Source organism: Pseudorhodoferax sp. LjRoot39, from assembly GCF_964253035.1.
GTDB lineage: Bacteria > Pseudomonadota > Gammaproteobacteria > Burkholderiales > Burkholderiaceae_C > Pseudorhodoferax.
In genome coordinates this window covers 2,814,450-2,831,908 of sequence record NZ_CAXUQL020000001.1, presented here as the reverse complement: position 1 = coordinate 2,831,908, position 17,459 = coordinate 2,814,450, and the positions used below count along the sequence as shown (strand labels likewise).

20 protein-coding genes are annotated in these 17,459 nt (G+C 66.7%); 2 read left to right on the top strand and 18 right to left on the bottom strand.

All coding sequences use genetic code 11. The annotated features are described in order from the left end of the window. Positions 1 to 11: 11 nt before the first annotated feature. From lepB to ACSQ4M_RS13300, 15 genes are all read right to left on the bottom strand, one after another. Entirely contained in the window at positions 12 to 980 is a 969-nt protein-coding gene (lepB, locus tag ACSQ4M_RS13370; RefSeq protein WP_436190001.1) for a signal peptidase I, read from the bottom strand. Then, a complete protein-coding gene (lepA, locus tag ACSQ4M_RS13365) occupies positions 980 to 2,788 on the bottom strand; it encodes a translation elongation factor 4 (protein ID WP_436190000.1) in 1,809 nt (602 codons plus the stop codon). The genes lepB and lepA overlap by 1 nt, the downstream gene beginning before the upstream one ends. Before the next feature lie 511 nt (positions 2,789 to 3,299). Next, a complete protein-coding gene (locus ACSQ4M_RS13360) occupies positions 3,300 to 4,766 on the bottom strand; it encodes a DegQ family serine endoprotease (RefSeq protein WP_436189999.1) in 1,467 nt (488 codons plus the stop codon). A 50-nt stretch (positions 4,767 to 4,816) separates the two neighbouring features. Then, positions 4,817 to 5,839, bottom strand: a complete 1,023-nt coding sequence (locus ACSQ4M_RS13355) for a MucB/RseB C-terminal domain-containing protein (RefSeq protein WP_436189998.1) — start codon at positions 5,837 to 5,839, stop codon at positions 4,817 to 4,819. A 28-nt stretch (positions 5,840 to 5,867) separates the two neighbouring features. Then, entirely contained in the window at positions 5,868 to 6,536 is a 669-nt protein-coding gene (locus ACSQ4M_RS13350; protein WP_436189997.1) for a sigma-E factor negative regulatory protein, read from the bottom strand. Between the two features lie 19 nt (positions 6,537 to 6,555). After that, a complete protein-coding gene (rpoE, locus tag ACSQ4M_RS13345) occupies positions 6,556 to 7,179 on the bottom strand; it encodes an RNA polymerase sigma factor RpoE (protein WP_436189996.1) in 624 nt (207 codons plus the stop codon). Beyond that, positions 7,176 to 7,502, bottom strand: a complete 327-nt coding sequence (locus tag ACSQ4M_RS13340; RefSeq protein WP_436189995.1) for a hypothetical protein — start codon at positions 7,500 to 7,502, stop codon at positions 7,176 to 7,178. The genes rpoE and ACSQ4M_RS13340 overlap by 4 nt, the downstream gene beginning before the upstream one ends. 157 nt (positions 7,503 to 7,659) lie before the next feature. After that, a complete protein-coding gene (gene fabF, locus ACSQ4M_RS13335) occupies positions 7,660 to 8,904 on the bottom strand; it encodes a beta-ketoacyl-ACP synthase II (protein ID WP_436189994.1) in 1,245 nt (414 codons plus the stop codon). 21 nt (positions 8,905 to 8,925) lie between these two features. Further along, on the bottom strand, positions 8,926 to 9,165 hold the full coding sequence (acpP, locus tag ACSQ4M_RS13330; protein ID WP_056672556.1) for an acyl carrier protein: 240 nt from the start codon (positions 9,163 to 9,165) through the stop codon (positions 8,926 to 8,928). A gap of 101 nt (positions 9,166 to 9,266) precedes the next feature. Further along, entirely contained in the window at positions 9,267 to 10,013 is a 747-nt protein-coding gene (gene fabG, locus ACSQ4M_RS13325) for a 3-oxoacyl-ACP reductase FabG (RefSeq protein ID WP_436189993.1), read from the bottom strand. Continuing rightward, on the bottom strand, positions 10,010 to 10,972 hold the full coding sequence (gene fabD, locus ACSQ4M_RS13320; RefSeq protein ID WP_436189992.1) for an ACP S-malonyltransferase: 963 nt from the start codon (positions 10,970 to 10,972) through the stop codon (positions 10,010 to 10,012). The genes fabG and fabD overlap by 4 nt, the downstream gene beginning before the upstream one ends. A 52-nt stretch (positions 10,973 to 11,024) precedes the next feature. Beyond that, complete coding sequence (locus tag ACSQ4M_RS13315) at positions 11,025 to 12,002, bottom strand: beta-ketoacyl-ACP synthase III (protein ID WP_436189991.1); 978 nt, start codon at positions 12,000 to 12,002, stop codon at positions 11,025 to 11,027. Between the two features lie 9 nt (positions 12,003 to 12,011). Further along, complete coding sequence (plsX, locus tag ACSQ4M_RS13310; RefSeq protein ID WP_436189990.1) at positions 12,012 to 13,061, bottom strand: phosphate acyltransferase PlsX; 1,050 nt, start codon at positions 13,059 to 13,061, stop codon at positions 12,012 to 12,014. Between the two features lie 112 nt (positions 13,062 to 13,173). Further along, entirely contained in the window at positions 13,174 to 13,356 is a 183-nt protein-coding gene (gene rpmF / locus ACSQ4M_RS13305; RefSeq protein ID WP_005794249.1) for a 50S ribosomal protein L32, read from the bottom strand. A 159-nt stretch (positions 13,357 to 13,515) separates the two neighbouring features. Then, entirely contained in the window at positions 13,516 to 14,073 is a 558-nt protein-coding gene (locus tag ACSQ4M_RS13300) for a YceD family protein (RefSeq protein WP_436189989.1), read from the bottom strand. A gap of 26 nt (positions 14,074 to 14,099) precedes the next feature. Between ACSQ4M_RS13300 and ACSQ4M_RS13295 the strand changes: the two genes are divergently transcribed. Beyond that, positions 14,100 to 14,678 (top strand): Maf family nucleotide pyrophosphatase, encoded by a 579-nt coding sequence (locus ACSQ4M_RS13295; protein ID WP_436189988.1) that lies wholly within the window; start codon positions 14,100 to 14,102, stop codon positions 14,676 to 14,678. Beyond that, positions 14,675 to 15,427 (top strand): SAM-dependent methyltransferase, encoded by a 753-nt coding sequence (locus ACSQ4M_RS13290; protein WP_436189987.1) that lies wholly within the window; start codon positions 14,675 to 14,677, stop codon positions 15,425 to 15,427. The genes ACSQ4M_RS13295 and ACSQ4M_RS13290 overlap by 4 nt, the downstream gene beginning before the upstream one ends. Before the next feature lie 6 nt (positions 15,428 to 15,433). Here ACSQ4M_RS13290 and ACSQ4M_RS13285 read toward each other — a convergent pair whose 3' ends face one another. From ACSQ4M_RS13285 to ACSQ4M_RS13275, 3 genes are read right to left on the bottom strand one after another with little or no spacing between them, the layout of a single operon-like run. Continuing rightward, positions 15,434 to 16,396, bottom strand: a complete 963-nt coding sequence (locus ACSQ4M_RS13285) for a S49 family peptidase (protein WP_436189986.1) — start codon at positions 16,394 to 16,396, stop codon at positions 15,434 to 15,436. A 13-nt stretch (positions 16,397 to 16,409) separates the two neighbouring features. Then, on the bottom strand, positions 16,410 to 16,772 hold the full coding sequence (locus ACSQ4M_RS13280) for a Rieske (2Fe-2S) protein (RefSeq protein ID WP_056672540.1): 363 nt from the start codon (positions 16,770 to 16,772) through the stop codon (positions 16,410 to 16,412). 20 nt (positions 16,773 to 16,792) lie between these two features. Further along, positions 16,793 to 17,452 (bottom strand): HAD family hydrolase, encoded by a 660-nt coding sequence (locus tag ACSQ4M_RS13275; protein ID WP_056672538.1) that lies wholly within the window; start codon positions 17,450 to 17,452, stop codon positions 16,793 to 16,795. Positions 17,453 to 17,459: the final 7 nt, after the last annotated feature.

Below are 17,459 nucleotides of genomic sequence, written 5' to 3'. Positions count from 1 at the left end.
TGTCCGCCTCCTCAATTGAAGGCGCCGATGCGCCCGAAACTGCCGAAGTTCATCCAGATGAAGAAAGCCTTGCCGACGATGTTGGCGTCCGGCACGAAGCCCCAATAGCGCGAGTCCAGCGAGTTGTCGCGGTTGTCGCCCATCATGAAGTAGTTGCCCTCGGGCACCTTGCAGACCACACCCTCGACACTGTAGCGGCACTGGTCCTTGCCGGCGAAGTTCTCCACGCCGGGGATGAAGGCGGGGCGATCATCGTCGATCAGCAGGCGGTGCGGTTTGTCGCCGAGCTTTTCCTCGTACTGCTTGAAGTAACGCATCGCGTCCTGGTCGAAGAACTCGGGCACGGAACTGGTGGGCACGGGCTGACCGTTCACGGTCAGGCGCTTGTTGAGATAGGCCACTTCGTCGCCAGGCACGCCGACCACGCGCTTGATGTAGTCCAGGCTGGGCTTGGGCGGGTAGCGGAACACCACCACGTCGCCGCGCTGCAGCGGATTGCCTTCGGTGATCTTGGTGTTGATGACCGGCAGGCGCACGCCGTAGTGGTACTTGTTGACCAGGATCAGGTCGCCCACGAGCAGCGTCGGGATCATCGAGCCCGAGGGGATCTTGAACGGTTCGAACAGGAAGGAGCGCAGCAGGAACACCACCAGGATCACCGGGAACAGGCCGGCGGTCCAGTCCAGCCACCAGGGCTGCATCAGCAGACGGCTCTTGGCCTCGGCCAGGTCCACGTTGTCGACCTGGGTGATGCCTTTGGCGGCCAGGTCCTGCTTGCGTTGCGCAGTCTGCTGCTCGAGTACCGCCACAGCCTTGCGTCGTCGTGGCAGGAAATAGAAGCGCTCGGCGAGCCAGTACAGGCCGGTCACGAAGGTTGCGAGGAACAGCAACAGTGCGAAGTTGCCTTCGAGGCGCCCAAGGTACCAGGCCCCCGCGTAGGCCACGAAGCCGGCGAGGATGGCGGCAGTGATGACCGGCATCAGTCTTCCACCTGCAAAATGGCCAGGAAGGCCTCCTGAGGAACTTCCACCGAGCCAATCTGCTTCATGCGTTTCTTGCCAGCCTTTTGTTTTTCGAGGAGCTTGCGCTTGCGGGAAATATCGCCGCCGTAGCACTTGGCCAGGACGTTCTTGCGCAAAGCCTTGATTGTCTCACGCGCGATGATGTTGGCCCCGATGGCAGCCTGGATCGCCACGTCGTACATCTGGCGCGAAATGATCTCGCGCATCTTGGCCACCACGGCGCGGCCACGGTACTGCGACTGGCTGCGGTGCACGATGATGGACAGCGCGTCGACCTTCTCGCCGTTGAGCAGGATGTCGACCTTGACCACGTCGGAGGCGCGGTACTCCTTGAACTCATAGTCCATGGACGCGTAGCCGCGGCTCACGGATTTGAGCTTGTCGAAAAAGTCCAGCACGATCTCGCCGAGCGGCATCTCGTAGGTCAGCACCACCTGGCGGCCCTTGTAGGCCATGTTCATCTGCACGCCGCGCTTCTGGTTGGCCAGCGTCATGACCACACCCACGTACTCCTGCGGCATGTACAGGTGCACGGTGACGATGGGCTCGCGGATCTCTGCCGTCTTGCCGATGTCGGGCATCTTGGACGGGTTCTCGACCATGATCACTTCGCCGTCGTTCTTCATGACCTGATAGACCACGCTGGGCGCGGTCGTGATCAGGTCCTGGTCGAACTCGCGCTCGAGCCGCTCCTGCACGATCTCCATGTGCAGGAGGCCCAGGAAGCCGCAGCGGAAGCCGAAGCCCAGCGCCTGGCTGACCTCGGGCTCGTAGTGCAGCGAGGCATCGTTGAGCTTGAGCTTCTCGAGCGCATCGCGCAGCGAGTCGTACTCGCTGGCTTCGGTCGGGTACAGGCCGGCGAAGACCTGCGGCTGGATCTCCTTGAAGCCCGGCAGCGGCTCCTCGGCAGGGCCGAGGTTGTTGGGCAGCTTCTTCTCGAGCGTGACGGTGTCGCCGACCTTGGCGGCCTGCAACTCCTTGATGCCCGCGATGATGTAGCCCACCTCGCCCGCTTCGAGCGCAGGACGCGGCTCGTTGGCCGGTGTGAAGACGCCTAGGTTGTCGGCGTTGTAGGCCGCGCCCGAGGCCATCATCTTGAAGCGTTCGCCCTTGACCAGGCGGCCGTCGACCACGCGCACCAGCATGACGACGCCGACGTACGAATCGAACCAGCTGTCGATGATCATCGCGCGCAGCGGCGCGTCAGGATTGCCCTTGGGCGCGGGCACATGGGCGACCACGGCCTCGAGGATCTCGTCGATGCCGACGCCGGTCTTGGCCGAGCAGGCAATCGCATCGGTGGCGTCGATGCCGATCACGTCTTCGATCTCGGCGCGCGCGTTGTCCAGATCGGCGTTGGGCAGGTCGATCTTGTTGAGCACCGGCAGCACCTCCACACCGAGGTCCAGCGCGGTGTAGCAGTTGGCCACGGTCTGTGCTTCGACGCCCTGCGACGCGTCCACCACGAGCAGCGCACCTTCGCATGCAGACAGCGAGCGACTCACCTCGTAGGAAAAGTCCACGTGGCCCGGCGTGTCGATCAGATTGAGGTTGTAGACCTTGCCGTCACGCGCGGTGTACTTCAATGCCGCCGTCTGTGCCTTGATAGTTATCCCACGCTCTTTTTCGATGTCCATCGAGTCGAGCACCTGGGCTTCCATCTCGCGCTCCGCGAGGCCGCCGCAGCGTTGGATCAGGCGGTCTGCGAGCGTCGATTTGCCATGGTCGATGTGCGCGATGATCGAAAAATTTCTGATGTGCTGCATCAACGGGAAGCTTTAAGTAATTGAATTTAGAGGGCGCACAAAAAGAAAAAGGGCGCGTCGATCAACGACGCGCCCAGAACCAACAATCTTTGGCAACTGCGATAGTTGGAACTTCATTGTAGGCAAAAAGGCTGAACTGCATAGCCGAGGGAACTGGTCCAAGGGGTCGTTGCAGGGTCACAACAAGCATTTTATCTACAACTTATCCACAGGATTCCTGAATAGGGCTCTGGACAACTTGTGGGCGCCCTGTGGATCGCCGGGTGGTTGCCTGTTGGCATCCCGCATCGTGGATTGGCAAACGGTTCAATATGCCCAGTCCGCCAACATTGCACGCTTGATTCTATCCAAACCGCTTGATGGCCTGAAAAAGCTGGCGGGCGCTAACTTCCAAGTCAGAAAAAAAATACTGTTAAAAAAAACAGCAGAGAGTCGCATCGGCGCCACCATTGCCAGCCCCATTCCCTGCAAACCTGAGCAGAGATTGGGGCCTTTATCAGCGGCAATCCGCTCAGCGTTGCGCGCGAATCAGCGCGTACTGTGCCCAGTCTCCGCGCCGGAACAGGACGTTCACTGGTTTGCTGCGGTCGACCTTGGCAATCACGGCCTCGAAGTCCTTGACGCCCGCGATCTCCGTGTTGGCGATCGCGACGATCACGTCGCCCTCACGCAGGCCGGCCTGTGCCGCACCCTCGGTGGCGGCGTCGACCTTCACGCCGCCCTTGATGCGCATCTCCTTCTTCTGCGCATCGGGCACCTCGTTGACCACCAGGCCCAGGGCCTGGCCTGCGGCGGAACCGCGTGGGCGCTCTTCCTTGGCCGGGGCCTTGGCAACCGGCGTCTCGGCTTCGATCTCGGCCACGAGGATGCTGAGCTCCTTGGTTGCGCCACGGCGGAACACGGTGATGGCGCTCTTGGTACCGGGCTTGGTGTTGCCGACCTGGCGCGGCAGCTCGCCGAAGCGTTCGATCACACGGCCTTCGAAGCGCGTGATGATGTCGCCCGCTTCGATGCCGGCCTTCTCCGCTGGCGAGCCGGGCTCCACGCTGCGCACCAGCGCACCCTGCGGCTTGCCCAGGCCGATGGACTCGGCCACGTCCTTGGTGACCTGCTCGATCTGCACGCCGATCTTGCCGCGCGAAACGCGGCCGGTCGCGCGCAGCTGTTCGCTCACGCGCGTGGCCTCGTCGATCGGGATCGCGAACGAGATGCCCATGAAGCCGCCCGAGCGCGAGTAAATCTGGCTGTTGATGCCCACCACCTCGCCGCGCATGTTGATCAGCGGCCCGCCGGAGTTGCCGGGGTTGATCGCCACGTCGGTCTGGATGAAGGGCAGGTAGTCACCCGTGTCGCGCTGCTTGGCGCTGACGATGCCGGCCGTCACCGAGTTCTCCAGGCCAAACGGCGAGCCGATGGCCATGACCCACTCGCCCACGCGCAGGCGGTTGACGTCGCCCAGCCTGACGGCCGGCAGGCCCGTGGCTTCGATCTTCACGACGGCCACGTCGGTGCGCTTGTCCGAGCCGATCAGCTTGGCCTTGAACTCGCGCTTGTCGGTCAGCGTGACCAGCACCTCGTCCGCGCCGTCGACCACATGGTGGTTGGTCATGATCAGGCCGTCGGCGCTCAGGATGAAGCCCGAACCCACGCCGCGCGGCTGCGACTCGCCATCGGGCTGCTGCGGGCGCGGGCCCTGGCGCGGAATGTTGGGCAGCGGAATGCCGAAACGGCGGAAGAACTCCAGCATCTCCTCGTCCGTGCCACCCGGGCCCGGACGCGCGGCCGCGCGCTCGACCGTCCGGATGTTCACCACCGAGGGACCGACCTGGTCGACCAGGTCGGTGAAGTCCGGCAGCGCGCGCACCTGCTGCGCCAGGACCGGCGTATGCGGCGCGAGCGCCAGGGTTGCGGTGAGCGCCATGGCCCAGGCCATGGCCTGCACGCGCAGTTGTCGTCCGGCGAAGCTCGACATCGTCATCCACCTCTCTCCATCACATGGTTCACAGGGGCCTGCGCCCCATGGCTCATCTATTTGCGGGTGCGCTGCAGCGCTGCGGCAAAGCTCTTGAGCGTGGCCACCGGGACCTCGCCCACGGCGGTCAGCCACCAGTCCTCGCTGCGGCGCATCAGGGATTGTGTCGCGCCCATTCCCACCAGCCCCTCCTTGAGGTGGCGCTGAGCATCGTAAGGCTCGACGAACAAGGACACCGAGGCGAGGCCGTCGGAAAACACCCATTGCATGGTGCTGGGCGGCATGCCCGGCTGCGGCGCGCGCTTGATGCAGCTCATGGAGCGAAAGCCCGCCACAGGCTCGCTGAGCGCCCAGCCTTCGGTGGCCGCATCCGTGGCCAGCGTCTCCACCCGCTCGGTGCGGTAGCCAGCCGTCTTGTTCATCATGCGCGCCAGGTTTTCCAGCCGCACCGGCGCGTCGATCTGCAGTTCGGAGAAGGCGGCCTGCTCGAGCACCTTGCCGTCCACATCCAGCGTCTGCAGCTTGATCACGAGGCCGGACTTCTTCTCGCTCCAGACCCGGTAGCCGAAGCGCAGCTTGTCCTTGGGCTTGAGCAGCACGATGTCGGCCTCGAAGCCGGCCACGCGGTCCTGGCCGAGACGTTTGGCACCGTAGAACTCGGCGATCGAGGTGTCGGCGGCCTGCAGCAGATTGGGGAACAGCCCCAGGGCCTCGCGCTTTTCCATGCGCGCGACCTTGCTGTCCTGCAGGAAGGTGACGACATGGTCGTTGCGCCGGAAGGTGGTGCGTGGCGGCCCCGTCAGCGCGTCCACGCGCTCGATCTGCTGCTCGCCTTCGCAGGCATGCCAGATGCGCGCGCTGGCCAGCATGGCCTCCGACGACACGACGAAGGTGCCCGTGTAGGCGCGCTTGCGCGAGGCATCGTGCATGCGCGTCAGCCACTCGCCAATGCTGCGCTGCTCGACCGCCGCAGGCACGGCATCCACCGTCGCCGGAGCGACCTGCGCCAGCACGGTACAGGCGGCCAGACCCAGGGAAACCACGGCCACCGCAGCGCGGCCGGAGGACAGCATGGACATCGACAGCAAACTCACCCTTGACCGGCCATCAACGCTCCGGCGCCGTGAACGTGGCGCTGCGCAGCAGGCCGGCGGGCACGGGCATCTGCAGCGCGCTGGAACTGCCCGCCTGCTTGTGCGCGGCCAGCAACTCGTCCAGGCGCGCATCACGCAACATCACCTGCGCCTCGCCGCTGGGCAGCCGCACTTCGTGTTCGACGACCTGCGGCGCCACCTTGGCCTCCACCACGGGCGCCTCGACGGCGGCCATCTGGGGCTGCGGCACGGCGGAACCAGCCCCACCGACCACAGTCCAGGCCAGCGCCGCGACCGCGACGAAGGACGCGCAACCCGCCACCATCTTCCAGCGGAAGCTCGCATCGTTGGCCGGCTCGCGGCCATGCACCACCACGGCCACGGGCTCTGCCACCGGCATGGTCACCGGGCGCGCAGGCATCAGTGGCGGCTCCTGCGCCAGCCGTGTCTGCAGGCGCGACAGGAAGTCGGAAGACGCGTGCACGGCGGTCTGCTCGCCACCGCGCAGCACGTCGCCGATCAGGTGGTAGGTCTGCCAGGTCGCGTGCAGGCCGTCGCGCCCGGCCTGGGGCACCGCCATCAGCTGCGCGGCCTCGTCGCCATCGAGCTCGCCGTCGGCCAACGCCGAAAGCCGTTCGTGCAGCTTCAACACATCGTCCTGGTTCATCGTCGTCACCTGCATCACTGTTTCCGCCGCGCTGTCACCAGCGCTTGCCCGACTGGTTTTCCAGCAGGGGCTTGACCTTGGCCGAAATCGCCTCGCGCGCCCGGAAGATGCGGGAACGCACGGTTCCGATGGGGCAATCCATGGCTTCGGCAATTTCTTCATAGCTGAGACCCTCGATCTCGCGCAGCGTCACGGCCTGGCGCAAATCCTCGGGCAAGGCCTCCATCGCCATGTTCACCACCGAAGAGATTTGCTTGGCCGCCAGCACGGTGTCCGGCGTCTCATGGCTGATTGGTTCGGTTTCGCCGCGGTAAGTTTCATCGTCGTTGTCGCCGGAGCGCAGCGCGGCTTCCGCAACGGTGGGATCGCGCTTGAAATCCATCAGCGTCTTCTTGGCCGTGTTGACCGCGATGCGGTACAGCCAAGTGTAAAACTGTGCATCGCCGCGGAACTTCGGCAGCGCGCGGTAGGCGCGGATGAAGGTTTCCTGGGCGATGTCCTCGACGAGGTCCACATCGCGCACCATGCGGGCGATGAGCCGCTGGATGCGGCGCTCGTACTTGAGCACCAGCAGTTCAAACGCGCGCTGGTCGCCAGCTACCGCGCGCTCGACCAGCACCAGGTCGCTGTCGCCTGCCGGGGGCGTCGCCCCGCTCACCGCTGAGGCTCCGGCACCGCGGGTGCCGCGACGCTGCGCTGGCACAGGGCTCGGCGCAGTGCGCTCCAGCCGGCAGGCGCAGCGGCACGCTCCAGCCAGCGCCAATGCACACGGCCAGGCGCACCCACCATGCGCACGAGCACGGCCGCTTGCAGATCCAGGTGCAGGGCCACGGTCACGGCGTGCTCATCCGCCTGCGCTGCATCGTCCGCCAGCCACCACCAGGCTTGACCATCCCAGCGCAACCGGCCGGCATGCATGCCGCGCCATTGGAGAAAGAGGACGGCCGCTGCCAGCAACCAGCTGGCTCCGACGGCGGCCAATGCCGCTGCCGGCAAGCCGGATGCCCAGCCATAGAGGCAGGGAACGGCCGGGGCCAGGCACAGCCATGCCAATGCGCGGCCGGCACGCGCGGACCGCGGCACCGGATAACGGACCGCCGGAGCGCTGTGCATGCCGAACAGGAAGGTTGCGGATGGCTCAGACGCGCTTGAACACCAGCGACCCGTTGGTGCCGCCAAAGCCGAAGTTGTTCTTCAGCGCCACGTCGATGCGGGCATCGCGGGCCGTGTTGGCGCAGTAGTCCAGGTCGCACTCCGGGTCCGGATCGGTCAGGTTGATCGTCGGCGGAATCTTCTGGTGGTGCAGTGCCAGGATCGTGAACACGCTCTCGATGCCGCCCGCGCCGCCCAGCAGGTGGCCGGTCATGGACTTGGTCGAGTTGATCGCCAGCTTGTACGCGTGCTCGCCGAACACCGCCTTGACGGCGTTGGTCTCGTTCGCGTCGCCCAGCGGCGTGGAGGTGCCGTGCGCATTCAGGTGCTGGACCTCGTCTGGATTCAGGCCCGCGTTGCGCAACGCCATCTGCATGGAGCGGCGCGGGCCGTCCACGTTGGGCGCAGTGATGTGGTACGCGTCGCCCGACATGCCGAAGCCAACGACTTCGGCGTAGATCTTGGCGCCGCGGGCCTTGGCATGCTCGTACTCTTCGAGGACGACCACGCCGGCCCCTTCGCCGAGCACAAAGCCGTCGCGTCCCTTGTCCCAGGGACGCGATGCGCCCTTGGGATCGTCGTTGCGCGTGCTCAGGGCACGTGCGGAAGCGAAGCCAGCGATGCCCAGCGGCGAGACCGTGGACTCGGCGCCGCCGGCCACCATCACGTCGCAATCGCCGGACTCGATCATGCGGGCCGACAGGCCGATCGCATGCAGGCCGGTGGTACAGGCCGTGACCACGGCGATGTTCGGGCCCTTGAAGCCGTACTTGATCGAGACGTGGCCAGAAATCATGTTGATGATCGAGGCCGGCACGAAGAACGGCGACACCCGGCGCGGGCCGCGGTTCACCAGTTCGGCGTGGGTCTGTTCGATCATGGGCAGACCGCCGATGCCCGAGCCGATGTTGCAGCCGATGCGCGTGGCCTCTTCCTCGCCCAAGGCCTCGCCCGTGGCCAGGCCGGAGTCCGCGACCGCCTGGCATGCCGCAGCAATGCCCAGGTGCATGAAGCGGTCCATGTGGCGCGCTTCCTTGTCGGGGATGTAGCTGGCGACGTCGAAGCCCTTGACTTCACCTGCGAACTTGCAGGCCAGGTTGCTTGCGTCGAAGCTCTGGACCAGATCGATGCCGGACTGGCCAGCCAGCAAGGCCTGCCAGGACGATTCCACCGTTGCTCCAACCGGGCTCAGGCAGCCCAGACCTGTGACGACGACACGACGACGCGACATAAGCGGCGGTTCCCTTCGGCCTCAGGCCTTCTGGTGGCTGTTGGCGTAATCGATGGCGTTCTGCACCGTGGTGATCTTCTCGGCGTCTTCGTCCGGGATCTCGATGCCGAACTCGTCTTCCAGCGCCATGACCAGTTCGACGGTGTCGAGCGAGTCGGCGCCCAGGTCGGCAACGAACGACTTCTCGTTCGTGACTTGCGACTCCTCCACCCCCAGTTGCTCGGCAATGATCTTCTTGACGCGTGCTTCGATATCGCTCATGGTTCCCTCTTAGGGTTTGTAAAGAATCGGTGATTTTAGCGAGGCGGCTTCACCGACAGTTGCCCCCCGCTGCGCAGGGAATCCGCCGGCCGCCCCGCCGGCTACATGTACATGCCGCCGTTGACGTGCAGTTCCTGCCCCGTCACGTAGGCCGCCTCGGGCGAGGCGAGATAGGCCACGGCATGGGCCACATCGGATGGCTTGCCCAGTTGGCCCAACGGGATCTGGCCGAGCAGCGCCTTGTGCTGCTCGTCCGAGAGCTTGTCGGTCATGTCTGTGGCGATGAAGCCCGGCGCGACGCAGTTGACCGTGATGCCGCGCGAGCCCAGTTCGCGCGCCAGTGCGCGTGTCATGCCGGCCACGCCGGCCTTGGCGGCCGCGTAGTTGGCCTGGCCCGGGTTGCCGGACGCTCCCACCACCGAGGTGATGTTGACGATGCGGCCATAGCGCTGCTTCATCATCGCGCGCATGACGGCGCGGCTCATGCGGAACACGGCCTTGAGGTTGGTGTCCAGCACGGCGTCCCAGTCCTCGTCCTTGAGGCGCATGGCCAGCATGTCGCGCGTGATGCCCGCGTTGTTGACCAGCACGTGCAGCGCGCCATGCTCCTTAGCGATGGCCTCGACCAATGCCTCGCCGGCCTTGGCATCGTTGACGTCCAGCACGCGGCCGCTGCTGCCGGCATGGCCGGACAGCGCCTGCGTGATGTTGGCAGCGCCGGCTTCGCTCGTGGCCGTGCCGACCACCTTGAAGCCGCGCCTTGCGAGCTCCAGGGCGATGGCGGCGCCGATGCCGCGCGAGGCGCCCGTGACCAGCGCGACCTGTTCGGAAATGGCGGGTGCGCTCATGCCGTCGCTCCTTCGATCTGTGCCCTGGCCTGGACCAGCGTGGCAGGGTCGTAGACGGCGGCCGAGGCCAGTTCGGCGTCGATGCGCTTGACCAGGCCGGCCAGCACCTTGCCGGGCCCGCACTCGATCAGCGTGCCGATGCCGCGCGCCTTGATGGCCTGCACGCACTCGACCCAGCGCACCGGGCCGAAAGCCTGGCGGTACAGCGCGTCGCGGATCGCGTCGGCATCCTGCTGCACGGCCACGTCGATGTTGTTGAGCACGGGAATCTGCGGCGCAGCCAGTGTGAGACCGGCCAGGCGTTCACGCAAGCGCTCGGCGGCGGGGCGCATCAGGCTGGAATGGAACGGCGCGGACACAGGCAGCGGCAGCGCGCGCTTGGCGCCCTTGCTCTTGAGCAACTCGCAAGCCTTCTCGACCGCCAGCTTGCTGCCGGCGATCACGGTCTGCGCCGGGTCGTTGAAGTTCACGGCCTCGACCACTTCCCCGGGCTGGTTCAGCGCGGCCTGCGCCTCGGCACAGCCCGCTGCGACCTGGGCGCTGTCCATGCCAAGGATGGCAGCCATCGCACCGACGCCCACGGGCACCGCGTCCTGCATGGCCTGCGCGCGAAAGCGCACCAGCGGCGCGGCCTGGGCCAGCGTCAGCACCCCGGAGGCGACCAGCGCCGAATATTCGCCCAACGAGTGGCCCGCGACCACAGCCGGCACCAGACCGGTCTCGGCAATCCAGGCACGATAGGCGGCCACGCCGGCCACCAGCATCACGGGCTGGGTGTTGGTGGTCAGCGCCAGGGCTTCCTTTGGACCTTCGTGGATCAGCTTGGCGACATCCTCGTCCAGCGCCTCGGAGGCCTCGGCCAGCGTCTGGGCCACGACGGCGTGGCCCTGCCAGCCGTCCAGCATGCCGACGGCCTGCGAACCCTGGCCCGGAAAAACGAATGCGAATGGTGTGGTCATGACTTGGGAGGCGCGTGGGTACCTTGGCAGGTGCCCGTCGCGCACGGTTTCCTCAGAAATTCAGCAGGACGGCGCCCCAGGTGAACCCACCGCCGACACCTTCGAGCATCAGCAGATCACCCTTCTTGACCTGGCCCTGGCGCACGGCGTGGTCCAGGGCCAGCGGAATCGAGGCCGCCGAGGTGTTGCCATGCTGGTCCACGGTCACGACGACCTTGTCCATCGGCAGCTTCAAGCGCTTCGCGGTGCTCTGCATGATGCGGATGTTGGCCTGGTGCGGAATCAGCCAGTCGATCTGGTCCTGCGTCTTGCCAGCCTTGGCCAGCGTGGCACGCGCCGCGTCTTCGAGCACGCCGACGGCCAGCTTGAACACCGCCTGGCCGTCCATCTTGAGCAGTGGATCGCCCAGCACCGCGCCGCCGGACACATGGCCGGGCACGCACAGGATGCCGACATGCTTGCCATCGGCATGCAGGTCGCTGGCCAGGATGCCTGGCGTCTCCGACGCCTCCAGCACCACGGCGCCGGCACCGTCGCCGAACAGCACGCAGGTCGTGCGGTCGTTGAAATCGAGGATGCGCGAAAACACCTCGGAGCCGACCACCAGCGCGCGCGTGGCGTTGCCGGCGCGGATCATCGCGTCGGCAACAGTCAGCGCGTAGACGAAGCCGCTGCACACAGCCTGCACGTCGAAGGCCGGGCAGCCGGCGATGCCGAGCTTGTGCTGCAGGATCGCGGCGGCCGAGGGGAACACCATGTCCGGCGTGGACGTCGCGACGATGATGAGGTCGATCTGCTGCGGCGCGATGCCCGCGGCTTCGATGGCCGCCTGCGCGGCCGGCACGGCCAGGTCGCTGCAGGTGACGTCCGGCGCGGCGAAGTGGCGCGCCCGGATGCCGGTGCGCTCGACGATCCATTCGTCGGAGGTCTCGACACCCTTGGCGGCCAGTTCGGCGGCCAGGTCAGCGTTGCTCAGGCGGCGCGGCGGCAGGTAGCTGCCGGTCCCCGTGATGCGGGAATAGGTGGGCATGGATGCTTGTCAGTGGGCTGCCAACTCGATTGGGGCCGAAATTCCCGAATCGAGGGCCTGCTGCGGCGCGGTCTTGGCGATACGTGCCTGCACCTGCTCCAGCAGCTTGTTGCGCGCCGCATCATAGCCGCGGTTCAACGCCTGTTCGAACGCAAAGGCGTCAGCCGAGCCATGGCTCTTGAACACCAGGCCGCGCAGCCCCAGCAGTGCTGCACCGTTGTAGCGCCTGTGGTCCACACGCTGCTTGAGCGCCTGCAGCACCGGATAGGCGACCACCGCAGCAGCCTTGGTCCAGATGCTGCGCGAGAACTCGGCCTTCAAAAAGCCGCTGATCATCGACGCCACGCCTTCGCTGCTCTTGAGCGCGACATTGCCGACGAAGCCGTCGCAGACGACGATGTCGGTCGTGCCCTTGTAGATGTCGTTGCCTTCCACATTGCCATGGAAGTTCAGGTGGCCGGCGGCATGCGCAGCCTGGAACAGTTCGCCCGCCTGCTTGATGACTTCGCTGCCCTTGATCGCCTCTTCGCCGATGTTGAGCAGGCCGACCGTGGGCTCGTCGTGCCCCTTGAGCACCGACACAAGCGCCGCTCCCATGAGGCCGAACTGCAGCAGGTGTTCGGCCGTGCAGTCCACGTTGGCACCCAGGTCCAGCACCGTGGTGGCGCCACCGCGCGCATTGGGCAATTGGGTGGCAATGGCCGGTCGGTCGATGCCGGGCACGGTCTTGAGCAGGTAGCGTGCGATCGCCATCAGCGCGCCGGTGTTGCCGGCGGACACGGCCACGTCGGCCGCCTTGTCCTTGACCTGGGCAATCGCCACGCGCATGGACGAGTCGCGCTTCTTGCGCAGCGCGACCTCCACCGGGTCGTCCATGCCGACGACCTCGCTGGCTGGAACGGCGCGCGCACGCGGGTGCGAGAAGTCCTTCAGGGCTTCGGGCAGGCCGACCAGCAGCAGCTGCGCATCAGCATGCTTCGCCAGGAACGCCTGGCACGCCGGCAGCGTGATGCCGGGGCCATGGTCGCCCCCCATACAGTCGACAGCCACAGTGATCATGGGCGCGACTGTACGTCCACGGGACGCACGAATTCGAGATGGAAGTGAACGGTCACCAAAACAAAGGCCCGTCGGCTACGCGAGGCAGCCACGGGCCTTGTGGGCGAAACGATCAGGCTTCGGACTTGTTCTTGAGCACCTGGCGGCCACGGTAGAAGCCGTTCGGGCTGATGTGGTGACGCAGATGGGTTTCGCCGGTGGTGGGTTCCACGGCGATGCCGGGCACGTTCAGCGCGTTGTGCGAACGGTGCATGCCGCGCTTGGACGGCGATTTCTTGTTTTGCTGGACTGCCATGCTTGGCTCCTTGAATCAAAGTAGAGGTTTGCGGGGATCGCAACCCGAAAACTCTCACCGAGGGAGATATCTGGAGCGATCTGGCCAAAATCGAGCCCGACAACATCAGGCCCGCGGCACGCGAAGCCAGCCATTATAGCCCGGCTTCGAACGCTTCGGCTAGCGAGCGCCCCCACCGGGCTTGCGCTTGAGGTCGGCCAACACCTCGAAAGGGTTGGGCTTGTCGGCCAGGGCCTGCGCAAAGCCGGGATCGGTCACCTCCATCCGCACCTCGCCCGGGCAGTGTTCGTGGCGCGGCACCAGCGGCAGCGCCATCAGCAACTCGTCCTCGACCAGGGCCTGCAGGTCGAAGGCCGGGTCCAGCACCAGCACATCCTCGTCGGCATCCTCGTCCTCGCGCGCAGCCTGCGCCTCGTCGGCCACGAAGCGGAACCAGCGGTCCACCGCCAACGGCTCGTCCACCGGCTCCAGGCAGCGCTGACAGGTCAGCGGCAGCTCGGTTTCGGCCATGAGATGCAGCCAGATCTGCGGCACCACGCCGGCCGCGTCGCGCATCTGGCCCACGGCACGCCAGCGCACCGGCCGGTCGGCACCATGGCCCGAGGCCTCTTCCAAAAGGCGCGGGTGGTCGGCGAGCCGGTCTTCCTGCTGGCGATCACCACCCGATTGGGCGAAGGCCTTGATGTCCAGGCCACGTGCCTGCTTGGGGGCTGTCATGCGGGGCAGTGTAAGAGAATCGCGCCATGCCACGCCTCATCCTGGGATCGACCTCGCGCTACCGCCGCGAACTGCTGACACGCCTGCGCATCGCCTTCGATGTGGTCGCGCCCGAGGTCGACGAAACCCCTCTGGCCGGCGAAGCGCCGGCCGACCTCGCCCGTCGCCTGGCCCTGGCCAAGGCCCGGGCCGTTGCCGCCCAACATCCGGACGCCGTGGTGATCGGCTCCGACCAGGTCGCCGACCTGCACGGCCAGCCGCTCGGCAAGCCTGGCGACCACGCACGCGCTACCGCCCAGCTGCGCGCCATGCGCGGCCAGACCGTGGTGTTCCAGACCGCGCTGTCGGTCGTGCACGCCGCGCAGGGCTTCGCGCAGACCGCGCTGGTGCCCGTGCAGGTGCGCTTTCGCAACCTGGACGACGCCGAGATCGAGGCCTACCTGCAGGCCGAGCAGCCTTACGACTGCGCCGGCAGCGCCAAGAGCGAAGGCCTGGGCATCGTGCTGCTGGACGCCATCACGAGCGACGACCCGACTGCACTGATCGGCCTGCCGCTGATCCAGACCAGCCGCATGCTGCGCGCCGCCGGCGTCAAGTTGCTGTGAGCGGCCGCCTCTACCTGGTGCCGGCGCCGCTGGACTTCGGCTGCGCCGAGCAGGCACCGCTGCAGGATGCCGTGCCGCTGGGCACGCTGCAGGTGGCGGCCCGGCTGTCGCACTGGATCTGCGAGAACGCCAAGAGCACGCGCGCCTACCTCAAGCGCGTCGACGGCGTCGTGCCGCTCGCCCTGCCGCTGCAGCAGCAGACGATGACGGAACTGCCGCGCGAAGTGCACAAGAAGGGCGACCACGGCCCCGGTTTCGACGCGACACCGCTGCTGGCGGCCGCACTGCAGGGCCACGACATCGGCCTGGTCAGCGAAGCCGGCATGCCCGCGGTGGCCGATCCGGGCAGTTCGGTGGTGCGCGCCGCCCATGCCCTGGGCGTGCCGGTCGTGCCCCTGGTCGGCCCCAGCGCCCTGCTGCTGGCGCTGGCGGCCAGCGGCCTCAACGGGCAGAACTTCGCTTTTGTCGGCTACCTGCCGCAGGATGCCGAGGCCCGCACCGAGCGCGTGCGCCAACTCGAGGCCCTGGCGCTCAAGACTGGCCAGACCCAGCTGTGCATCGAAACGCCCTACCGCACGGAAACCCTGCGCCGCGCACTCGTGCAAACGCTGCAGCACAACACGCGGCTGGCCATTGCCACCGGCCTGACACTGGACAAGGCCAGCATCCTGAGCCAGACCGTGAAGGCCTGGCGCCAGCACGCCGAGCCTCTGCCCGACGCACCCGCGGTCTTTGCGATCGGACGCTGAGAGCGCTCAGCGCAGCGCCGGCACCGATTGCAGCGCGCGCAGGGCGCCCTCGCCCATGGCCGCACCGAAGCGCTTGGCCAGCCGCTCGGCCACGTTCTCACGGCGCGTGTAGTCGACGATCTCCTCGGCCTTGACCACGTCGCGCGCCACGTAGTCCAGGCTGCCCAATTGGTCCGCCAGCCCCATCTGCACGGCCTGCTCGCCGCTCCAGAACAGGCCGCTGAAGGTCTCGGGGGTTTCCTTGAGCCGGTCGCCACGGCCCTTCTTGACCACGCCGATGAACTGCTGGTGGATGGTGTCCAGCATGTTCTGCGCCAGCGTGCGCTGGTGTTCGCTCATGGGGCTGAACGGGTCGAGGAAGCCTTTGTTGGCACCCGCTGTCAACAAGCGACGCTCCACGCCCAGCTTGTCCATGAGGCCGGTGAAGCCGAAGCCGTCCATCAGCACGCCGATGCTGCCCACGATGCTGGCCTTGTCGACGAAGATCTTGTCGGCGCCCACGACGATGTAATAGGCGGCCGAGGCACACGCCTCCTCGACCACGGCGTAGACCGGCTTGTTGTGCTTGGCCTTGAGCCGCAGGATCTCGTCATTGACCATGCCGGCCTGCACCGGGCTGCCGCCAGGCGAATTGCAGAGCAGCACGACGGCCTGCGCCCCTTGGTCCTCGAAGGCACTGCGCATGGCGGCCACGATGGCCTCGGCGCTGGCGTCGGCGCCCGAGGCGATCTCGCCCTTGATCTCGACCACGGCAGTGTGCGTGGACGAGGTGTCGGTCGTTGGCGCGGCGCGCAGCAGCAACAGCCAGGCCAGCGCGATGAAGAAGCCCAGCCAGGCCAGTCGCGTGAAGATCTTCCAGCGGCGGGCAGCGCGCTGCTCTTTCAGCGATGCAAAGGCCAGCCGCTCCAGCAGGCTGCGCTCCCATTGCGGATCGGACGGGGGGGAGCCGGCGGGGTGCGGTTCACTCATGGCGTTAAGGCTACTAGAAGAAAACGGGTTGCAATTGGGGCTGAGTATGCCAATGCACGACGCCATCCGACTCGGACAGCGCAATCTTGACCAGGCCACCGCGGCATGGACCGCCGCCGCAGGCCCCGGAATCGGGCCGGTAGGCGGCGCCGTGGGTGGCGCACAGCAGCCACTCGCCGCTGTCGTCGAAGACACGGTTGGGCTGGTAGTCCATCTCCATGGCCACGTGGGTGCAGCGGTTCAGGTAGGCATGGGCCTGGCCGCGCCAGCGCACGGCGAATGCGCGGCAGGTCTGGCCCTGGTACAGCACATCGAAGGGCACGGCCTCGCCGCCCTCGGCGAGGTCACGGGAATTGCACAGGGCGACGCGGTCCATGGCGGCGCTGCATGCAAGCTTCAGGCCGGCACCAGCAGCCAGTCGTGCAGTTCGCGGACCGAATGGGCCACGAACAGCGGCTGCAGCGCGGCGAATTCGCCGTGGGGATGCGCACCATAGCCCACGCCCACGCTGGAGCAGCCCGCGTTCAGCGCCATCTGCAGGTCGTGGGTGGTGTCGCCGACCATCAGCGTGCGCTCGGGCGCCACGTCGAACTCGCGCATGAGCTCGTGCAACATGCGCGGATGCGGCTTGCCGGCGGTCTCGTCGGCCGTACGCGAACCATCGAACAGGCCTTGCAACTCCACCACGCGCAGGGCTTCGTCCAGGCCACGGCGTGACTTGCCGGTGGCCACGGTCAACAGGATCTGCTGCTGCTTGAGCGCGCGCAGCAGCTCCAGCACGCCGTCGAACAGCACGATGTCGTTCTGGTGCTGCATGTAGTGCACGCGGTAGCGCGCTGCCAATTCGGGGTAGCGCTCGCGCGGCACGTCCGGCGCGGCGTGGGCAAGCGCCTGCGGCAGCGCCATGCCGATCACGAAGGAAGCTGCGGTGTCCGTGGGCACGGTGCCGCCGACGTCGCGCACCGCCTCCTGGATGCAGCGCGTGATGATGGCCGTCGAGTCGAACAGCGTGCCATCCCAGTCGAAGGCGATCAGGTCAAAGCGTCTGGCTTGCATGCGGCGA

What these genes read in the sequence shown, in the direction of transcription:
- acpP (WP_056672556.1), bottom strand. Translation starts at nt 9,165, where the DNA reads ATGAGCGATATCGAAGCACGCGTCAAGAAGATCATTGCCGAGCAACTG.
- ACSQ4M_RS13350 (WP_436189997.1), bottom strand. Translation starts at nt 6,536, where the DNA reads ATGCAGGTGACGACGATGAACCAGGACGATGTGTTGAAGCTGCACGAA.
- ACSQ4M_RS13295 (WP_436189988.1), top strand. Translation starts at nt 14,100, where the DNA reads ATGCCACGCCTCATCCTGGGATCGACCTCGCGCTACCGCCGCGAACTG.
- fabG (WP_436189993.1), bottom strand. Translation starts at nt 10,013, where the DNA reads ATGAGCGCACCCGCCATTTCCGAACAGGTCGCGCTGGTCACGGGCGCC.
- rpmF (WP_005794249.1), bottom strand. Translation starts at nt 13,356, where the DNA reads ATGGCAGTCCAGCAAAACAAGAAATCGCCGTCCAAGCGCGGCATGCAC.
- fabD (WP_436189992.1), bottom strand. Translation starts at nt 10,972, where the DNA reads ATGACCACACCATTCGCATTCGTTTTTCCGGGCCAGGGTTCGCAGGCC.
- ACSQ4M_RS13285 (WP_436189986.1), bottom strand. Translation starts at nt 16,396, where the DNA reads ATGAGTGAACCGCACCCCGCCGGCTCCCCCCCGTCCGATCCGCAATGG.
- ACSQ4M_RS13360 (WP_436189999.1), bottom strand. Translation starts at nt 4,766, where the DNA reads ATGACGATGTCGAGCTTCGCCGGACGACAACTGCGCGTGCAGGCCATG.
- lepB (WP_436190001.1), bottom strand. Translation starts at nt 980, where the DNA reads ATGCCGGTCATCACTGCCGCCATCCTCGCCGGCTTCGTGGCCTACGCG.
- ACSQ4M_RS13280 (WP_056672540.1), bottom strand. Translation starts at nt 16,772, where the DNA reads ATGGACCGCGTCGCCCTGTGCAATTCCCGTGACCTCGCCGAGGGCGGC.
- ACSQ4M_RS13300 (WP_436189989.1), bottom strand. Translation starts at nt 14,073, where the DNA reads ATGACAGCCCCCAAGCAGGCACGTGGCCTGGACATCAAGGCCTTCGCC.
- lepA (WP_436190000.1), bottom strand. Translation starts at nt 2,788, where the DNA reads ATGCAGCACATCAGAAATTTTTCGATCATCGCGCACATCGACCATGGC.
- fabF (WP_436189994.1), bottom strand. Translation starts at nt 8,904, where the DNA reads ATGTCGCGTCGTCGTGTCGTCGTCACAGGTCTGGGCTGCCTGAGCCCG.
- ACSQ4M_RS13355 (WP_436189998.1), bottom strand. Translation starts at nt 5,839, where the DNA reads ATGTCCATGCTGTCCTCCGGCCGCGCTGCGGTGGCCGTGGTTTCCCTG.
- plsX (WP_436189990.1), bottom strand. Translation starts at nt 13,061, where the DNA reads ATGATCACTGTGGCTGTCGACTGTATGGGGGGCGACCATGGCCCCGGC.
- ACSQ4M_RS13315 (WP_436189991.1), bottom strand. Translation starts at nt 12,002, where the DNA reads ATGCCCACCTATTCCCGCATCACGGGGACCGGCAGCTACCTGCCGCCG.
- ACSQ4M_RS13275 (WP_056672538.1), bottom strand. Translation starts at nt 17,452, where the DNA reads ATGCAAGCCAGACGCTTTGACCTGATCGCCTTCGACTGGGATGGCACG.